This window comes from Rhizobium sp. Root1204 (assembly GCF_001424965.1).
Classification (GTDB): Bacteria; Pseudomonadota; Alphaproteobacteria; order Rhizobiales; family Rhizobiaceae; genus Pararhizobium.
The window spans coordinates 26969-44031 of the sequence record NZ_LMCZ01000021.1 but is presented as its reverse complement, the minus strand read 5'-3'; the positions used below and the strand labels follow the sequence as shown (position 1 = coordinate 44031).

15 protein-coding genes and 1 pseudogene are annotated in these 17063 nt (G+C 57.7%); 4 read left to right on the top strand and 12 right to left on the bottom strand.

The features are described 5' to 3' along the window. Nucleotides 1-194: 194 nt before the first annotated feature. Together ASC96_RS18230 and ASC96_RS32785 are read left to right on the top strand one after the other, a co-directional pair. Nucleotides 195-1397 carry a Xaa-Pro peptidase family protein gene (locus ASC96_RS18230; protein WP_060504549.1) on the top strand — a complete coding sequence of 401 codons (1203 nt, stop codon included), beginning with the start codon at nucleotides 195-197 and terminating at the stop codon, nucleotides 1395-1397. A 127-nt stretch (nucleotides 1398-1524) separates the two neighbouring features. After that, a complete protein-coding gene (locus tag ASC96_RS32785; protein WP_156397640.1) occupies nucleotides 1525-1839 on the top strand; it encodes a hypothetical protein in 315 nt (104 codons plus the stop codon). Here the strand turns inward: ASC96_RS32785 and ASC96_RS18225 are convergent. Next, on the bottom strand, nucleotides 1811-2491 hold the full coding sequence (locus ASC96_RS18225; RefSeq protein ID WP_060504548.1) for a hypothetical protein: 681 nt from the start codon (nucleotides 2489-2491) through the stop codon (nucleotides 1811-1813). The genes ASC96_RS32785 and ASC96_RS18225 overlap by 29 nt on opposite strands. Before the next feature lie 57 nt (nucleotides 2492-2548). Next, nucleotides 2549-2707: pseudogene (locus ASC96_RS31945) on the bottom strand (helix-turn-helix domain-containing protein); the annotation flags it as partial. Between the two features lie 253 nt (nucleotides 2708-2960). Here ASC96_RS31945 and ASC96_RS18220 point away from each other — a divergent pair. After that, nucleotides 2961-4202, top strand: a complete 1242-nt coding sequence (locus tag ASC96_RS18220; protein ID WP_244482170.1) for an adenylate/guanylate cyclase domain-containing protein — start codon at nucleotides 2961-2963, stop codon at nucleotides 4200-4202. Between the two features lie 364 nt (nucleotides 4203-4566). Here the strand turns inward: ASC96_RS18220 and ASC96_RS18215 are convergent, their stop codons facing one another. The 8 genes from ASC96_RS18215 to ASC96_RS18180 form a co-directional block, all read right to left on the bottom strand. Then, nucleotides 4567-5325, bottom strand: a complete 759-nt coding sequence (locus ASC96_RS18215; protein WP_060504547.1) for an ATP-binding cassette domain-containing protein — start codon at nucleotides 5323-5325, stop codon at nucleotides 4567-4569. Further along, nucleotides 5322-6263, bottom strand: coding sequence for an iron chelate uptake ABC transporter family permease subunit (locus ASC96_RS18210; protein ID WP_060504546.1), 942 nt, complete (start codon nucleotides 6261-6263; stop codon nucleotides 5322-5324). The genes ASC96_RS18215 and ASC96_RS18210 overlap by 4 nt, the downstream gene beginning before the upstream one ends. Continuing rightward, a complete protein-coding gene (locus tag ASC96_RS18205) occupies nucleotides 6256-7233 on the bottom strand; it encodes an iron chelate uptake ABC transporter family permease subunit (RefSeq protein WP_060504545.1) in 978 nt (325 codons plus the stop codon). The genes ASC96_RS18210 and ASC96_RS18205 overlap by 8 nt, the downstream gene beginning before the upstream one ends. Then, on the bottom strand, nucleotides 7230-8135 hold the full coding sequence (locus ASC96_RS18200) for a siderophore ABC transporter substrate-binding protein (protein ID WP_060504544.1): 906 nt from the start codon (nucleotides 8133-8135) through the stop codon (nucleotides 7230-7232). Before ASC96_RS18200 ends, ASC96_RS18205 begins: the two co-directional genes overlap by 4 nt. Further along, nucleotides 8122-8538: a DUF2218 domain-containing protein gene (locus ASC96_RS18195; protein ID WP_244482168.1), complete on the bottom strand. Its 417-nt coding sequence runs from the start codon at nucleotides 8536-8538 to the stop codon at nucleotides 8122-8124. The genes ASC96_RS18200 and ASC96_RS18195 overlap by 14 nt, the downstream gene beginning before the upstream one ends. Nucleotides 8539-8552: 14 nt before the next feature. Next, nucleotides 8553-10889 carry a TonB-dependent receptor gene (locus ASC96_RS18190; RefSeq protein ID WP_060504599.1) on the bottom strand — a complete coding sequence of 779 codons (2337 nt, stop codon included), beginning with the start codon at nucleotides 10887-10889 and terminating at the stop codon, nucleotides 8553-8555. A 115-nt stretch (nucleotides 10890-11004) separates the two neighbouring features. Then, nucleotides 11005-11943 carry a FecR family protein gene (locus ASC96_RS18185; RefSeq protein ID WP_060504542.1) on the bottom strand — a complete coding sequence of 313 codons (939 nt, stop codon included), beginning with the start codon at nucleotides 11941-11943 and terminating at the stop codon, nucleotides 11005-11007. A gap of 158 nt (nucleotides 11944-12101) precedes the next feature. Then, a complete protein-coding gene (locus tag ASC96_RS18180) occupies nucleotides 12102-12614 on the bottom strand; it encodes a sigma-70 family RNA polymerase sigma factor (RefSeq protein WP_060504541.1) in 513 nt (170 codons plus the stop codon). Between the two features lie 499 nt (nucleotides 12615-13113). On the opposite strand from ASC96_RS18180, the gene ASC96_RS18175 reads away from it, so the two are divergent. Next, complete coding sequence (locus ASC96_RS18175; RefSeq protein ID WP_060504540.1) at nucleotides 13114-15195, top strand: carboxy terminal-processing peptidase; 2082 nt, start codon at nucleotides 13114-13116, stop codon at nucleotides 15193-15195. 243 nt (nucleotides 15196-15438) lie between these two features. Here the strand turns inward: ASC96_RS18175 and ASC96_RS18170 are convergent, their stop codons facing one another. After that, entirely contained in the window at nucleotides 15439-16014 is a 576-nt protein-coding gene (locus ASC96_RS18170) for an OmpA family protein (RefSeq protein WP_060504539.1), read from the bottom strand. Between the two features lie 4 nt (nucleotides 16015-16018). Beyond that, nucleotides 16019-16435 (bottom strand): hypothetical protein, encoded by a 417-nt coding sequence (locus ASC96_RS18165; RefSeq protein ID WP_060504538.1) that lies wholly within the window; start codon nucleotides 16433-16435, stop codon nucleotides 16019-16021. Nucleotides 16436-17063 lie beyond the last annotated feature (628 nt).

The following is a 17063-nucleotide window of genomic DNA, read 5'->3' as shown; positions in this document are numbered from 1 at the left end:
GCCTGAATTTTCCCATGACGGCGCCGATGGGAGGATGAGATTCTCGGCGCTCTCCTTCGTCCGGCCCCAGATTCTGACCGTCGCCAGCAGCATGTACATTTCCAAGCGCTGCAATTATTCGGAATAGAGACCCAATCGAATTCAACGATGCGCCGCCTGATGACGAGCGCACGCCCCGAAGAGGAAGCCCCGTTATGAGTGCCCCGGAATACAAGTCCTTCGAACAGTCCTTGTCGGAATTCGAGAACATCGCCGCCGCCATCCCGCCGATCTCGATAAAGGAACTGAGCGCCCGCATCGCGAAGCTGCAGGGCCTGATGAAGGCGCAGGGCGCCAAGGCAGTCTATCTCGACACCTCGACCAGCCTCACCTATTTCACCGCCATCACGCTCGGTGCCAGCGAACGCCTGCATGGTGCGATCATCCCGTCCTCCGGCGCGCCGATCTATATCAGCCCGGCCTTCGAGGAGCCGAAGACCGAGACGCTGATCACCATCCGCGGCGAAATCGCTGTATGGGAGGAACACGAGGACCCGGCTCTCTTGGTCGCCGATCTGATTTGCGGGCTTTCCGCCGAAGGCGACACCCTCGCCTTCGATCCGGCAACGCCTTTCGTCTTTTCGAGCGCGATCACTAGCCATATCGGCGGCCGCCTAAAGGTTACGGGCGCCAAGGAGATGATCGCTGGATGCCGGCAGATCAAATCGGCGACCGAGATCGCTATCATCCAGGCCGCGATGAGCGCCAGTCTAGGCGTCCACAAGGCCGTCTGGCAGGGTTTATATGAAGGCGTTTCGACCACTGAAGTGACCAATTTCATCTCCGCCGCACATACCAAGCTCGGCATGCGCCACATCTTCGCCGCCGCCCAGTTCGGCGAGGCGACCGCCTATCCCCATGGCGTGCCTTATCCCCAGATCTTGAAAACCGGCGACATGGTGTTGATCGACCTTGGCGCCCATATCCACCGCTATTGCTCGGATATCACCCGCACCTATGTGTTCGGCGAGCCGACTGATCGTCAACGGGAGCTTTGGAGCCTGGAGCATAAGGCCCATCGTGCGGCCTTCGATGCCGCCACGCTCGGTGTGCCTTGCGAGGACGTCGATTTTGCAGCTCGCAAGGTGCTGACCGATGCTGGTTACGGTCCGGATTACAAGGTGCCCGGTCTACCGCACCGGACGGGCCACGGGCTCGGCATGGACATGCACGAAGATCCCTACATCGTCCGAGGCAACAAAATGCTGCTGCAGCCTGGCATGGTTTTTTCTGACGAACCAATGCTCGCCCTTTACGGTGAGTGCGGCGTGCGTCTGGAAGACATCATCTACATGTCGGAAAGTGGCCCGGTCTTCTTCACCGAACCGGCCGTGTCGATCGATAAACCATTTGGCTAACCGGCTCACCTGTCATGCGACCCGGGTGACCTGACGAAATCAGACATCCTTTATCGCTACCATTTCGAACTCACGAAAGTTCAATGCGCGGCAAGCAGCTTCAATCCGGTCGAACGCCTTTGCGATTTTGGTACACGCGGCATGGGCGTGGTCGAATTTCACCCGACCACGTTCAAAGCCGTCGCACAGGTCGAAAAGGGTCGACATCGACGCCCTGACCGCGCTTGCCAATCAGGTTCTCAATAGCCGCGAGGCTCTTGCCGGCGTTGTCAGAGGGGACGACGACCGGGAGATGCTGGAAGAGATTCTGCGCGTCGGCACCCCGGCGGGCGGCGCGCACTCCAAGGCGATCCTGGCCTGGAACGAGGAAACCGGCGAGTTCCGTTCCGGTCAGGTGAACGGCCGGGGAAGGCTCACCTACTGGCTGATGAAGTTCGTTTAGCGGACAAGAGGCGCAAATCGGTGTTTTCGTGCCTGTAACTGCCCGGCGATCCCATGCCAATAAGCTCTGCGATCGCATCCGCGACGGTCTCCGCTGGGATCGCACCGTAACGAGCGAGCGGACCAAACAAGATAGGCGTGAGCGTCGCGAAGATATTTTGACCGATCGACTCCCACACACGCCGCTCGCTACGACCACCGATGAGAAAGCCCGGACGGATCAGGTCTACTCGCTCAAAGCCGAGATTGCTCACTGACTCTTCGATCTTACCCTTCGTCTTGAGATAGAAGCCCGGCCCACCGGCCCCAGCCGATGTCACAAGAATAAACTGGCGTGCCCCAAGCGCGCGAGCGCCTTGCGCGACGGCAAGAACGTAGTCGTGGTCAATGCGAAACATAGCGGGTTGAGACCCGGCGGTGCGGATGGTCGTTCCCAGGCAGGAGATCGTCGTGTTGATGCCACCGGGCGCGACGTTCCCGAGGATATCCTTTGGCGATTTACAGAGTTCTTCATAGTTGATCGCATGACCAGGTGCCCCTGAGCCATGCCGGACCAGGTTCGTGAGCTCCATGCCTGATTGCCCCGCGAGGCGGGCCTTCACAAGTCCGCCAACCAGGCCGTTGCTGCCGGCAAGAACGACGCGTTGGTTCATGCAGTGTCTCCCTCGGTAGGTTCGGGGCGCCGGTCCCCTGGTATGCAAAGTTGTCGTTCAATGAAGAGCGACTGGCACCGTGGTATCATGTCTGGCTGTATTCATCTCGCGCCAGCGGTTGGGTGACATGCCCTCCCATTCGCGAAAAGCACGATAGAAAGAAGTTGTGTCCTGATAGCCGAGCAGGCAAGCGACCTCTTCGATGTCGGTCGTCGGGTGAGGCTTCCAGTTCGCCGAGCGCAGCGCTGAGAGCCGGCGTCAGCATCTCCAGCATATCGTCCGCGCTCGATGAGAAATCCGGCTAGGCAGGCAAGCGATGACCGTCGTCGGTGTCAACTAAAAATTCTCGTCCTGCATTGACCCTGACAACATTAACGAGCCCAGCGGCGCAATTCGGCTTTTTACCTGCTGATGATGCCGCTATGATCGGGGCATGGAAACCCGTGATTGCACCGAGATCGCCGCCTGGTTGGCCGAAGCCGGCCTGCTGGGCATTCGAGACGAGGCCTCGCTGACGCGGGCATTCTGCGAACGATGCGTCGAGGCCGGAGTGCCGCTCGGCAGAGTCTTCGTGATGATCGACACGCTTCATCCGATGTATGAGGCGCGCGCGTTTTTTTGGGACGAGGATCCCGAAAACCCTTTCCGAGAAGAAGACCAAGTCGGCAGTCATGATCCGGAAGGTGCGGGTCAGTGGTCGCGTAGCCCCTTCCTGCAAATGCTGCGTCGGCGCGAGACCTCGTTGCGCTGTCGGCTCGAGCGCGGCGAAACGCACGGCTATCCAGCGATCCAGGAATTGTGTGACGCTGGCCAGACTGACTATCTGGCATTCGTCTACCGCACGCGGCAGGCAGTGCGAGTCGAAGACGTCAATGCCTTCTATGCGCGTTTCACCACGGCTCGGCCGGGCGGTTTCAGCGACGGTGATGTGGCCTGCCTGGCGCAACTTACGCCTCATCTCGGCCTCGCCATCAGGTCCGCTGCCCAAACCCGGCTGACGAAGACGCTCGCCGAAGCATATCTTGGTCGCGATGCCGGCCGGCGTGTGCTTAGCGGCGCGATTCGACATGATGCTGTGAGGCGTATCCGGGCCGTGCTCTGGTATTCCGACATCACCGGCTACACCCATCTCTCCGAGTCCGTGCAGGCCGATCAGTTGATCCCTCTGATCAACGACTATGCAGAGGCGGTGATTGAGGCGGTCAAGTCGGCCGGCGGTGATGTTCTGAAGCTGATCGGCGACGGTGTGCTGGCGATGTTTACGAGTTCCCGGCCGGAATATGCGTGCCGGGCGGCCGTTGACGCGGAGCACGATCTACGGCTGCGGCTCGGCCAGCTTGAACACCGCCGCAAAACAGAGGGCCTGCCTGTCGCTGACATCCATCTCGGTCTACATGCGGGCGATGTGTTCTACGGCAACATCGGCACGCCCGACCGGCTCGATTTCACTGTGGTTGGCCAGCCAGTCAATGAAGTAAGCCGCATCAGCGACATGTGCCAATCCACAGGACGAAACATGCTCTGCTCCTCAGAGTTTGCCGATCTCCTGCTGGGGGAGGAACGAGACAAGCTCGTTTCCGTCGGGCGATTTGCGTTGAAAGGTGTTGGAAAAGCCAAGGAATTGTTCACGCTCGATCCAAGCCTCGCAGCCGCGGATACGCCGCCGAAAATGAAGACCTCTCGCCGGCGGGCATCTGTGGCGAAGCATTGACGGGACAAGACTTGTCGCTGCGTCTGGACCCCCTGTATCAATGTGCTTCCACTGAGCGCATGCACGTATTGGAGATCGGATGCGGCTGCAGTCCGCGACTTGCGGCGAGCCTTGAACGCCCGCTTGATAAGGACCTAGACCAAAAGCTGATAGTCCGATGACTGCCCCAAATCGGCCATTCGTACACACAAGGTTCCTATCTTCGGTCTAAAGAAGTTTTTGCAAGAAATATGTCGTGCTGGGCTCCCTAAATTGGCATCTGAGGAGAAAAAGCAGAGATGAATCCGCGTGCAATGAAAGACAGCCTTTGCCATCAACGCGCCTAATTTACGCTGTTGTTCCTCTAAGTGGCAACTTAAGCCTGTTAAAGGTGATGCAAAATTATCGATTTACCGTTGATCTGCCTTGTCTGCATACGGTAACCAAAAATCGCCTCGAGATTGTCTTTGGTCAAAACCTCGTCCGGCGTGCCGTCGGCGATTACCCGTCCATCACGAAGTGCGACGATGCGATCCGCGTAGGCTGCCGCTTGATTGATGTCGTGTAGAACGATGATGGCGGTACGCTGCTTTTCGTCGACAATCGTCCGCAGCGAGCGCATCAATTGCCGGGCATGGAACATGTCGAGGTTGTTCAACGGCTCGTCTAGCAGAAGATAGTCCGTTCCCTGGCAGAAGGTCATCGCGACCATGGCACGTTGTCTCTGGCCGCCGGATAGCGTGTCGATGAACCGATCAGCGAGTGATTGGAGTTCGAACTGTGCCAGAGCCGCATCGACCAGTGCGAGATCGTTGTTGTCCGGCCGCCCATAATGGTGCGGAAAACGGCCGAAGCCGACCATTTCGCGGACGGTGAGACGGCTGGCAACGGCGCCGTCCTGGCGAAGGATGGCGAGGCGCTGCGCAAGGATGCGGCTGGGCGTGGTATCGACAGGCAACCCGTCGATCACGATCCGGCCTGCCTGAAGCGGCTGCAACCGCGCGATCAGCGAAAACAGGCTGGATTTTCCGGCGCCGTTTGGCCCGACCAGTGCCGTGATGCCGCCCTTCGGCAAGGACAGGTTGATATCGCGCAGGATCGGCGCATCACGATAGGATAGCGAGACATTCTCAATCTGGATCATTTCCGGCTTCCGGTGACTAGCAATAGCAGAAAGACAAGGCCGCCGACGAATTCGATCACCACGCCAAGCGTCGAGGCGCCGCCGAGGCCGTGCTGCAGCATTGCCTGCCCGCCGACGAGAATGATGATGGCAATCAGAGTTGCGGTGGGCAGAAGCAGGGTGTGGCGCTGGGTCCGCATCAGGCGTTCGGCAAGTGCCGCGACCAGTAATCCGAAGAACGCCACCGGCCCGACGAGTGCCGTCGAGACGGCGACAAGCAAGGCAACGAGCAACAGCAGGCTGGCGGCGGCCTTCGCCCAGTTGACCCCGAGACCGATGGCGGTCTCACGCCCCAACCCGATAATGTCGAGCACATGCCGTGCGCGCCAACAGAGAACGGCGGCACTCAGGGTCGCAATCGTTGCCAGGATGGTGAGGTCGGGCCGCAGCGTGTTGAAGTTTGCAAAGCTCGCTGTCTGCACCACGGCAAAGGCATTGGGATCGAGCATCCGGGACAGAAGGATCGACAGGCTTCGAAAGAGGAGACCCAGCGTGACGCCCATCAACAGCATCAGGTTCATATCCATTCGCGATCTCAGCAGTGGCCACAACAAAAGCATCGCAAGGACGATCATCAGCAGCACTTCGGCGCCAAACTTCATGTTGCCGTTCAGGCTGATATAACCGATGCCGCCAAGCGAAAAGACCAATGCCGTCTGACCGAAAAGATAAAGAGCATCGAGCCCCATGATCGATGGCGTCAGGATGCGATTTGCCGTCACCGTCTGGAACAGTATCGTCGATAGGGAAATCGAAACGGCAACCTGCACCAGTGCCAGCAGCTTCAGTCCCCGCAATTGCAGCACAAACGCGATATTGCCCCTGAGCCCGACGGTCATGAAGGCAAACACGGCGAGGAGCGCAATGGCCGTGAGCAGAATCAACCGGCGATCAGACATGTGCCGCCCGGCTGAACATCAGCCGCAGGAACAGGAAAGCGCCGACGACGCCCATGACCGTTGCGACAGGGATTTCGTAGGGATAACGCAGCACGCGCCCGAGCACGTCGCAACCAAGCACCAGAGTGCCGCCACTCAGCGCCACCCACGGGATCGTACCGCGCAGGTTGTCACCCATCAGGCGCGACACTAGATTGGGCACGACAAGGCCGACAAACGGGATGATCCCGACGATCACTACCGTCAGCGCCGAGATGACCGATACGATGACCAGCCCCAGCTGCAGCGTACGCTGATAACTGAGGCCGAGCCCGATGCTCACATCCCGGCCAAGCGAAAGCACCGTCAGCCGGTCGGCGGCCCACCAGGCGATAGCCACCATGATCGCAGTTCCCCAGAGCAGTTCGTAGCGTCCGCGCACGACGCCGGAAAACTCGCCATTGGTCCAGATATCGACGAACTGCAAGAGATCCGTCTGCCAGCCGACGAACGTCACAACCGACCCGATCACGCCGCCGTATACGAGGCCGAAGAGCGGCACGAGATAGGGCTGTGTCGGCGGCAGCCGGTGGGCGGTCATCATGAACAGTGAAGTGCCGAGCAGGGCGAGAATGCTGGCGGCCAGCATTTTCACGGCGAGCGTTGCTGCCGGAAAAGCAAGCGTCATGATCAGGATGCCGAGGGCGGCACTCTGCGCCGTTCCGGCGGTCGAAGGCTCGACGAAACGATTGCGCACCATGGCCTGCATGATGAGGCCGGCAATGGCGAGTGCAGCTCCGGTCAGCACTGCCGCAATCGTTCTCGGCAGGCGGCTGGCGAAAAGCAGCTGGATCGCGTCCGGATCGGCGAAGACCCGCGACGGCGAAAACTCTCCGGCACCGATGAAGATACTCAAGGTCACAAGCACGCCAAAGGCCGCACAAGCGGCCAGTTTTGCCAGATTATGTTTTGTTGTCTGTCCTACGGTCATTGCGCCTTGGAGTATGCGCCGGTGATGACTGTGAATACCCGGCTCATCGCCTGGATACCACCGGCTGCGATGTAGAAATCCCCGGCCGGCAGGTAGATAACCTGGCCCTTTTTCCAGGCCGTGGTTTCTTTCACCAGTTCGTTGTCCAGCGTTGCCTTGGCGTTCTGGTCTTTCGATCCGATCGCGGCGGCTCGGTCGAGAACGAGAAGCCAGTCCGGATTGGCATTGCGGATGAATTCAAACGATACCGTTTCGCCATGGGTTGCCGCCTCGACATCCGGGACCGCCGCCGGCAGGCCGAGTGCCGCGTGCACCCAGCCGAAGCGCGATCCCGGTCCATAGGCAGTCACCTTCGGGCCATTGGTCATGATGATTAGCGCCTTGCCCTTGCCGGTAACGGCGGCGCGGGCTTTGTCGACCACAGCGTCCAGCGCCTTTGCGGTGGTCTCAGCTTCCGCCTGCCTGCCAAACAGCGCCCCATAGCTCGACAGCCGCGTTTTTGCCTGCTTCAGAAGATCATCGCCATCCATGGTCATGTCGATTGTCGGCGCGACCTGCGACGTCGCTTCGACCTGTGGCGAGGATCGCCCTCCAAGGATGATGAGATCTGGCTGCAGCTCGCTCAAGGCCTCGAGATTGGGTTCGAAAATGTCGCCGACGACCGTCGATCCGTCCTTCAGATGCGCCAGTTCCGGCAAATAAAGATTGGATGGAAGGCCGGCGATCTTGATGCCGAGGCTATCCAGCGTATCGATCGCTGCGATGTCGAACACGGCTATTTTGGCCGGTGTCGCCGCGATCGAGACCGGGCCTTTCGCCGTCTCGAGATCGGCGGCGATGGCGTTGCCTGCAAAGGCGAACACCAGAAGTCCTGCGAGGGATGTAGTTTTAATCCTGATCATCTTTGTCTTCCAAGAAATTGACTGTCGCCGAGCCGACCGGATACCAAACGAGCGGGCCGGCATTTTCTCGGAATGCAAACCGCAGGAGATGATCCTCGATGACGGATTTCGTATCGTTCAGGTTGGTGTCGTCAGGGGAAAGCACGCGGATATGCAATCCATCGGACTTCGCTTTGAGATATCCGGTTCCGCATGAAAACCTGAGTTCACCTTGATCCCCTGACTGAGTGACGTCGATCTTGTGGGCGAAATGCTTGCAGAGCTGGGTCAGATATTTCTGGCCATTTTCCGTCGCAAAACGGGTTGTCGCTTCTCGCATCGGAATTCCTGTTTTCAGCTTTTTGGTCGCAGAAAGCGGGGGCTCACCCCGCTCCCTGTAGTCTGTGCCCGCGTTGTCGGGCATTCAGATCGAGATGATCAGAACGTTGCCTTAGCCGTCAGGATGAAGGCGCGGCCTTGTTCGTAGAGCGGGGTGACAGTTCCGAATTCCTGTCCGTACGTGGCGCGATCGGAATAGGTTTCGTCGAAGATGTTTTTCAGATCGGCGCGGAACGTCAGGTTCGGCCGGGCCGGCGGCCTGTATTCGACGAAGGCGTTGAAGACCTCGTAGCCGTCAAACGGTTTGCTGCCGGCCGCGACGTCATCATAATCGAGCGCAATTTCGGCATCGGCCCCAACCGTCACGCCCCAGTCGGTAAACGTATGGATCGCCTGTAGCGTGATGATTTCGCCGGCCGGTGCAGCCAGATAGGTGCCGAGATCGGAATCAGCCGGCTGGCCGTTGATCTCAACGTCGATATTTGCGTACTTCACCTTGAAATTGCCGTCACCCCAACTGTACCCGCCGCCAATTTCAAATCCTCTTGAGCGAACGTCCTGCATCCTGATGGCAGGCAGGTTCGGGTCGCCGGCGGGAAGGGAGTAACGCGGCGAGCGGGCGTCATCGAGATTGGTCTGGAAGATGCTTCCTTCGATCGTGAAGTCGTTATAGTTGGCTTCCAGCCCTACATTGTAGTTGTCGGCGGTCACAGGTTCGGGACCGCTGCCATAATCCCAGTTGGGATTGACGATGAAGTTTTCCGCAAGCGGAACGCCACCCCAGACATGCGAATAGCCGCCTTTTGCGATGAGGACGTCCTCAATGAGATCGTACTCGCCCGAGACGTTACCGCTGAAGCCAGAGTTGTTCCATTCCTCGCCGGTCGTACCGGTGAATTTCTGGGTATCGCCGCGTCCGCCAAAGGAAAGCCGCGTTCTTTCCCACGGTTCGATGCGGGCCTGCGCATAGATGCCGACATTGCGGGATTTTTCGGTGCCCGGATCGAACTGGTCCTCGAGTTCCGCCTTGTCGTTGTAGAAATCCACACCCGCGACGACGTTGCCCATGTCGAAGGAAAATTTGTTTTCGAACTTGCCATTGAAGCTTTCCGTGGTGCCCACGGCGTCATAGGGCGGGAGGGCCAACCGTGGGGGCAGAAAGACCGGAATTTCCAGCTCCGTCTTACTGTAGGCAAGCACGAGCTTCGGATCCCACCAGCCTTCTGGCGTGCTGTCCGTGTAGGTAAATACGGTGTTCTGGCGGTCGAGTGTATAGTCGCGAACCCGCGGTTCCCATGGCGGACGGCCATCAATGAACCCGGTATTGGCGCGGTAGGGCCGCGGTGCATCGTCGTGCACACGCTCGTGGCTGATTTCCACCCGGTCGCCGCTCTCGAATTCGTAGGCCAGCTTTCCGAGGCCGCTCAGGATATCGGTGCTGGTTCCTTCGACATCAATGCCGTTGCCCGCCTTGAAGTCATTGCCTTCGCCAAAATTGAAGGCGCCGAGGAATTCCAGCCCGTCGTGCAGGCCGTAGGCGGCAAGGCCGGTGGTGACCGTATCGCTGTTGAAATTATAGCTCGAGGTGACGAACCCGCCGAGGCCGTCGCCGTCCAGGAGGTCGCGGGCGTCCTTGGTCTCATAGGCAATCGCACCGCCGAGCGCACCTGGACCGGCATCTGCCGGTGCGACACCAGCATCGACGCCGACAGCCTTGAGCAGGCTGGGATCGATCAGGTTGGTTCCGCTATGATGGAAAACCTTGTTGTTCTGGCGGCTGCCGTCGACTGTTACCGCGAGATTGGTTTCCTCGATGCCATGGACATAGACCTTCTGTGCCATCGGCAGGGAGCTTCCGACGGAAATGCCCGGCTCGCCGGCAAAGACGTCGGCGATATTGGCGGGATTCTTCTGCTCAAGGTCTTCAGCCGAAATCTGGATTTCGCCGGCCCCAAGACGGCCGTTGCCGCCGAAAACGGAGATCGGGTCGAGTGCCGTGGCACCGGCAACACTCACCCCTCCGTCCGTGCCACCGGCAGTCGAAGTTGCCGATCCGATGACCGCTGTCCCACCGGAAATCTCATAGGTTATGCCTGTGCCGGATAGGAGCTGCGCCAGCGCTTGTCGCGGCTCAAGCGTCCCGTTGACGGCGTTTGATTGGACGCCCCGTGAGGTGGAAGCGGCAAGCGTTACCTGCAGGCCGGATTGCCGGCCGAAGGCATTCAGGGCGCTGGCCAGCGATTGGGAGGGGATGTTGAATGTACGGGCGTTGCTGATGCGCGCGGTTCTCTCTTGAGCGGACGCGCTATTCAGAGAGCCCACGGCAAGGGCCGACAGTCCGACGATCGCCGTTGTGGCAAGCAGGCGCAAGCCGATGGCACGACGGCTTCCTGTTTGCGAGATTACATTTCCATTCCGGCATTTCGGCGAACCCATCTTGACCCCGTCTCGGTTTGCTGCGCACTGCCCCAGCGTGCGCTTCCCACCAAAGACGACCAGCTGCGGATTTTTTTTCACCCTGTCCGCATTTTTGCTGATTATTTTTGTCAGCTTAGAATCTGGTCAGCACGCGCCCATAGGGCGTTGCCTCCCAAATCCTGCCGCCAAACGGCTTCACCATGGCCTCAAGAGCTCTGTCGGGATTGTCGAGATCGTAGAGCCCGGTCACTCTCTGGCCGGCCAGCGCCGCGTCAGGCACGCTGATCCAGGCCGGATGATATCGCTGCAGCCGTTCGGTCGCGACGGCGATCGTGACGTCGTTGATAAACATCTTTCCAGTTCGCCAGGCGCCGATTTCCTCCGGCGCAATGGTCCCGCGCGTTACGGTGCCTGTATCGCGGTCGACCGCCGCCATTTCACCGGGCGCCATCTCGAAGTTCTGTTTGTGGTCCCGTTCGCCGTAGGAAACGGCCACGGTGCCGCGCGCCAATTCGACTGTTGTTTCATGCCCTCCCAATTGCACGTCGAAAGCCGTTCCGAGGACGGCAACGGAAACCCCGCCGGCATCGACCGTAAAGGGGCGGCGTTCATCATGGGCGACATCGAAGAAGGCCTCGCCGGACAAGAGTGTCACGCGCCGGACGGATGCAGTGATCTCGGTCGTAATGGCGCTGTCGCCGCCCATCTGGATGACGGTTCCATCCTCGAGCCTAAGCGTTCGGCTCTCGGCTGTCTCCGTTACGTGATCGGCTCTTAGCCGCAGAAGGACGGAAGGGCCGGCAAGAAGGGCGACTGCACAGGCTGCAAGCGCCAGCGTCGCCCCGGCGACGGTCCTTTTCCATGTACGGCGTACCGGCACGGATGCTGCGGTGAGAGCTTTCGGCTTCCAGAGGTGCTCATAGGCTGGCGCGCCTTCACCCAGCAGTCTCCAGGTCTTCAACGCCTGTTCAAAGGCGCGTTCGTGCTCCGGCGAACGGGAAATCCAAACCTGAAAGTCCTGGTGCGTCTGCGGACAGTTCGGCCGATCCTTGAGATCGAGAAACCAACCCATGGCTTCTTCCAGTATCCCTGGCGATATGTGGTTGTCCTGGTTCAAAATACTTCCTGCGCCGCTCGGGCCATGTCCTTTGGGACATTTTCTAACCGAATTATCCCCTATTCTACAAAGACGAACTGCGGCCGATTTTTTTTCACTCGCATTGCGGTATTCTACGATGCATTCGCCATCAACATGGTTGCCACCCGCAACATGGCCGTGCGCACATGGCGATGGGCGGTTGCAACCGAGATGTCCAGATACGCGGCGATTTCTTCCAGATTGTAACCTCCGAACCGGTGCATCTCGAGGGCGATGCGGATATCGGCTGGAAGGTCGCTCAGAACCCGCGCGATCTGTTTTACTTCATCCGCGACAACAACAAAGTCTTCCGGTGTGGGCGCTGTGGTCGGTATCGACCAAAACGGTGGTTCGGTCTGCTTTTCGCGGATCTCGATTTTTTGACGCTTGAGAAAATCGAAGCAAAGATTGCGGACGATTTTATAGAGATAAGCAAGTGTTTCTGCTGGAGTGCCGGTATTTCTGTTGGCCGGGGCGAACCGCAGGAAGGCATCTTGTACGACGTCCTCCGCCACCTCCCGTGATCCGAGAATGCGCATGGCATAGGCAATTAATGCCGTTCGGTTGGCGATGTAGACCGCGTGGCGTGTTTCAACGTCGATCATGGTCCCAGTCCAAGCAAGTCAGGTTCGATCCAATGGGAGTATTGGCGCATATCGTCTCTACCGGTACTCATCGGTTCATCCTGGTTGCTGCCAGGCTCGAAAGAGCATCGGCTCTGGAAATATGCATTATTACTGGATTGTAATTATCATGTTTATTTTTGGGGTCCACTCCCGTTTCACAGTTTTGCCGGCCGATAACCGTTGGTTCGCGGGTTGTGCGTTCCAAGGGCCATCCGTATCCTGGCCCCGCCAGGCCGTAACAAATGGCCTGTGTAGCGGCGGCACATGCTATTGCCGCCACGGTCCGATCCACGCGATTGTCTTGGATGGCCGGCCCGTCACGAGATATTGAATTGATGGAAGGAATGTGGCTCTTCAGAATTGATTGCAAACAGGGATGGTGAAAGAAGGCAGCGCATCTCTTTATGTTGTCAAAGAGCCAAATCCCCCCATACGGCGATCATCAATGGCGCCATATCAAGAACTGGATCACAGCTGAATGCGCATACGTTATGGCCTGCTTTCAATTTTTCTGGCAATCGCGCCATCGGCATATGCTCTGGAGGCTGGGCTGCCGCCCGTTTTGGAGCCGCTGCAGCAACAGGCGCAAGCTGCTCGCTTAAGTGCGCAATTTCTCACGCGTTTCGGTTACAGGCCAATACCACTTGATGACGCCTTATCTGCCAAGATTATGACTCGATTCATCAAGTCTCTGGATCCGGAACGGATGATGTTCCTCCAGGCAGACATCGACAGGTTCACGGTTGACAGCGCCAATATTGACGATGCGATTAAACGGCAAGACTTGCGAATCCCGTTTTCCATTTTCAACGTGTTCGAACAGCGCATCGTCGAGCGTATGAAATATGCACGTGCCTTGCTCAAATCGAACTTCGATTTCGGTGTGCAGGAAGTTTACTCGGTGTTGCGCGATGATGCTCCTTGGCCGCAATCGGTGGCAGAAAGCGACGATCTTTGGCGCAAACGTGTCAAGAGCGATTGGCTTCGGCTGAAACTGGCGGGAAAATCAGATGTCGCCATTCGTGATACGCTAGACAAACGCTATCAGAACTTCCTTGAGCGCGCTTTCAAATATAAGAGCGAGGATGTCTTCCAGTTTTTCATGGATGCCTACACGGGGTCGGTTGATCCACACACGGACTATTTAGGCGCGAGGGCTGCGGCTGAGTTCGATATTTCCATGAGGCTTTCGCTTGTTGGAATTGGGGCAGTGTTGCAGGAACGTGACGACTACACCACGATCCGTGAACTCGTCCCGGGCGGTCCGGCGCAATTGTCCGGAAAACTCTTGGTCGGTGACCGTATCACTGGTGTCGGACAAGGCCAGGATGGTCCGATCAAGGAAGTGGTTGGCACACGCCTTGATGAAATCGTACAAATGATACGTGGTAAAAAAGACTCCGTCGTGCGGTTGGAAATATTGCCTGCGGATGCAGGACCAGACGGCAGCCATCGCGTCATCACTCTTACGCGCGATAAGATAAGTCTTGAAAAACAGGCCGCGAGAAAATCCATTTTATTCGTAAAGGATGGCGGCACGCAGCGCAAAATCGGAGTGATCACTCTGCCGGCATTTTATGAGGATTTCGAATCGCGGCGAAAAGGCGACCCCGATTTTAGAAGTGCCAGCCGCGATGTTGGAGAGCTTCTTGACGAACTGAAGCAGGACCGTGTCGATGGCGTTGTTGTCGATCTGCGCAATAATGGCGGCGGGTCATTGACCCAAGCAATTGAAGTCACCGGGCTCTTCGTCGGGAAAGGTCCGGTGGTTCAGCAACGCGGTGCCAATGGCAAGGTGGAGGTGGGGAGCAATAATTTCTCCAAGCCTGCATGGACAGGTCCGGTTGGTGTTTTGATCAATCGCGGTTCGGCATCCGCCTCTGAGATTTTCGCCGCAGCGATTCAGGACTACGGCCGCGGCGTGATCGTCGGCGAGCCCAGTTTTGGCAAGGGCACCGTGCAAACTGTGGTCAATCTTGACAAGACGGCGAACAACAGCAAACCGAAATTTGGCGAGATGAAATTAACGATCGCTCAGTTTTTCCGGGTAAACGGCGGGACAACCCAGCTGCGCGGCGTGACCCCGGATATCAATCTTCCGGGTTTTTCGGACCCGAAGAGCTTTGGTGAAGCAAGCTACGATAATGCACTGCCATGGCAGCAGATCAAACCTGCGAAATATGTACCGGCCGGAAATTTATCAGCTGTGCTACCGCAACTGCAAACCCGCCACGATGCCCGCGTTCGCAACGATCAGGATTTTCAGCGCTTCGTTGAAGATATTGCCGAATTGAAAGCCCAGCGCGAGAAAAGTGTTGTTTCCCTCAACCTAACCGAACGCCGGAACGAACTGGCTGCTCAGGCAAAGCGTTTCAAGGCAAGACCGGAAATCAAGGATGGTGTGAACCTCGATGCAGATGATGGGCTGCAAGCAAATGAACGCAGCCTGAGCGCCGATATTGCAATCGAAAACGCCCGTAAGAATGCCAAGGATGTCCTGCTTAACGAAGCGGCCGCCATTCTTGCCGATGGGGCGGATTTGCAGAAAAGTGTGCGATAAGCCGTTCAAGCTGCTGACGATATCCCGGGCGATGCCGTGTGCGTCGGCATGGTGGCTATACCGAGCGCCTCGATCGTCCGGCGCGCATCGCCAGCATTGGTCCGTTAGGGTACTGGCTTCAGAAGCCGAGGCATTGTGATATTGAACAGCTGTTCCGTCCGAAAGCACACTGAAGCAAGCTTCAGCCGCAAAGTGGTTTTACATCTGGGTTACTATGGCGACGCGGCACCTTCCGAACCATATCTACTTCTGGAATACGCCCAGATTGATAAGTTGTACACGCCTGTTGCTTGAGGCGGCATTGTCGGACCCAGGGATAGGAAGGTATTCTCCCACGCCGATGGAATAGAGGCGTTTTGGGCCGACGGCGAATGTGGTTGCCAATGCTTCCTTTATCGCGGCTGCGCGCTGATCGCTCAGTTCGAGATTGTGTTTCTCATTCCCTGTAGAGCTGGCATGACCGACAACGAGGAACTTGTAATCCCACAAGTTCGGATGGTGCAGCGCATCGGCAAGGAGCCCAAGCGTGCGATACGATTTTGGATCGATGGCGACTGAATCGTTTTCGAAATTTATTTCGACGACCATCTGGGGTAGTTTGGCGATTTTCCTCCAGTTGGGAAGCGCCGACATTGGTTGGTCCCGGCCGTCGATTGCCTCCTGCCGAAGAATCTCTAGGTCTATCGCCGGCGCAGCCATGGTCAGTTTGCCGAGCCCTTCGACAATCCGCTCTTGGGATACCTCCTGGCTCAATGCAGCCGCTGGGGTGAGAAATGTGGCGGCGACAAGGAACAGTATTTTTGAAAGAGCCTGGCGCATCGGCTTATCTCCATCCCGCATCGGTAAGCACCTGACTGCATTCTTCACTGACCCGCTTTTTCTTGATCAGGCAATTGAGGATAAAGCCATCTCCCTCGACACCGCCGCAACTCTTGATCATATCCCGCTGACACACTTTTTCATATGAAGTTTGGGCATGCTCGCGCTTGGTGATCGATTGGAACACATCAGCGATCGTCCCCTTGCATGTCGGCGAAACCCGGTCCGAGTTCTGCTGCAGGCACGCAGCAATTCTACCGCTGCCAAGGTTCAAACCTCTGCATAGCTTTTTGATATCAGAACCGCAGTCGTCCGCGAGTTTCGTGACGGCGTCTGCGTAGCTTAGTGTCTGTGCAAGCGCGGGCGCTGCAAAGTTGAGTGTCGAGAAGACAAACGCTGCGAAAAGAACCTTACGTGTCAACTTTTTGCCCTCGTTTTCGCACGGAAGCGAGTTACGTCGATGAGCAAGAATTTACATGGCGTGGTGGGAATGAGGACGTATGTTACGGTAATCCAAATCTGTTTTCACATGTGGCCTGTCGGTAGGGCCAACCGTTCAGCGGAGTCGCGTATAGCTGGGATAGGGTCACTTTGCCCAGTCTAGCCGAGAATTGGAACAGAGTACGCGGATTTAGCTGCGCGCTGCATATTCGCCGTGGAGTGGCAGGACGCCGACACGTTTGCGATCTGCGAGCACCAGAAATCGAAAAAACGTCTAAAACTATTGAAACAATTGGGGGGATGCCGGTGTGCGTTGTATTCTTCGCCATGCGACTGCAGCACTTGGTGCCGGCATCTGATCAAAAGGCGCCGGTGGAACGTCGAAAGCGCATCAAAATAGGATTAGGCGCGATGGGCGCCGAAACGCTCAAGGCCCATAGTGTCAATCAGATAGTCGTATGATCCGGTATCATACGTCCAAACGCACACAGACACCGATTACTCTGAAACCAGGGTTCTCGTGCCGCTCGGTTCGTTTGGGGGGACAATCATGCGTAGAATTTTCGCCTATCTTACGATTGCCTCATTTTTCTCGACCTCAGCGTTCG

Excerpts from the sequence above, each read along its gene's own strand:
- ASC96_RS18230 (WP_060504549.1), top strand. The coding sequence starts at position 195 with ATGAGTGCCCCGGAATACAAGTCCTTCGAACAGTCCTTGTCGGAATTC.
- ASC96_RS18225 (WP_060504548.1), bottom strand. The coding sequence starts at position 2,491 with ATGAACCAACGCGTCGTTCTTGCCGGCAGCAACGGCCTGGTTGGCGGA.
- ASC96_RS18215 (WP_060504547.1), bottom strand. The coding sequence starts at position 5,325 with ATGATCCAGATTGAGAATGTCTCGCTATCCTATCGTGATGCGCCGATC.
- ASC96_RS18210 (WP_060504546.1), bottom strand. The coding sequence starts at position 6,263 with ATGTCTGATCGCCGGTTGATTCTGCTCACGGCCATTGCGCTCCTCGCC.
- ASC96_RS18205 (WP_060504545.1), bottom strand. The coding sequence starts at position 7,233 with ATGACCGTAGGACAGACAACAAAACATAATCTGGCAAAACTGGCCGCT.
- ASC96_RS18200 (WP_060504544.1), bottom strand. The coding sequence starts at position 8,135 with ATGATCAGGATTAAAACTACATCCCTCGCAGGACTTCTGGTGTTCGCC.
- ASC96_RS18195 (WP_244482168.1), bottom strand. The coding sequence starts at position 8,538 with ATGCCCGACAACGCGGGCACAGACTACAGGGAGCGGGGTGAGCCCCCG.
- ASC96_RS18190 (WP_060504599.1), bottom strand. The coding sequence starts at position 10,889 with ATGGGTTCGCCGAAATGCCGGAATGGAAATGTAATCTCGCAAACAGGA.
- ASC96_RS18185 (WP_060504542.1), bottom strand. The coding sequence starts at position 11,943 with ATGGGTTGGTTTCTCGATCTCAAGGATCGGCCGAACTGTCCGCAGACG.
- ASC96_RS18180 (WP_060504541.1), bottom strand. The coding sequence starts at position 12,614 with ATGATCGACGTTGAAACACGCCACGCGGTCTACATCGCCAACCGAACG.
- ASC96_RS18175 (WP_060504540.1), top strand. The coding sequence starts at position 13,114 with ATGCGCATACGTTATGGCCTGCTTTCAATTTTTCTGGCAATCGCGCCA.
- ASC96_RS18170 (WP_060504539.1), bottom strand. The coding sequence starts at position 16,014 with ATGCGCCAGGCTCTTTCAAAAATACTGTTCCTTGTCGCCGCCACATTT.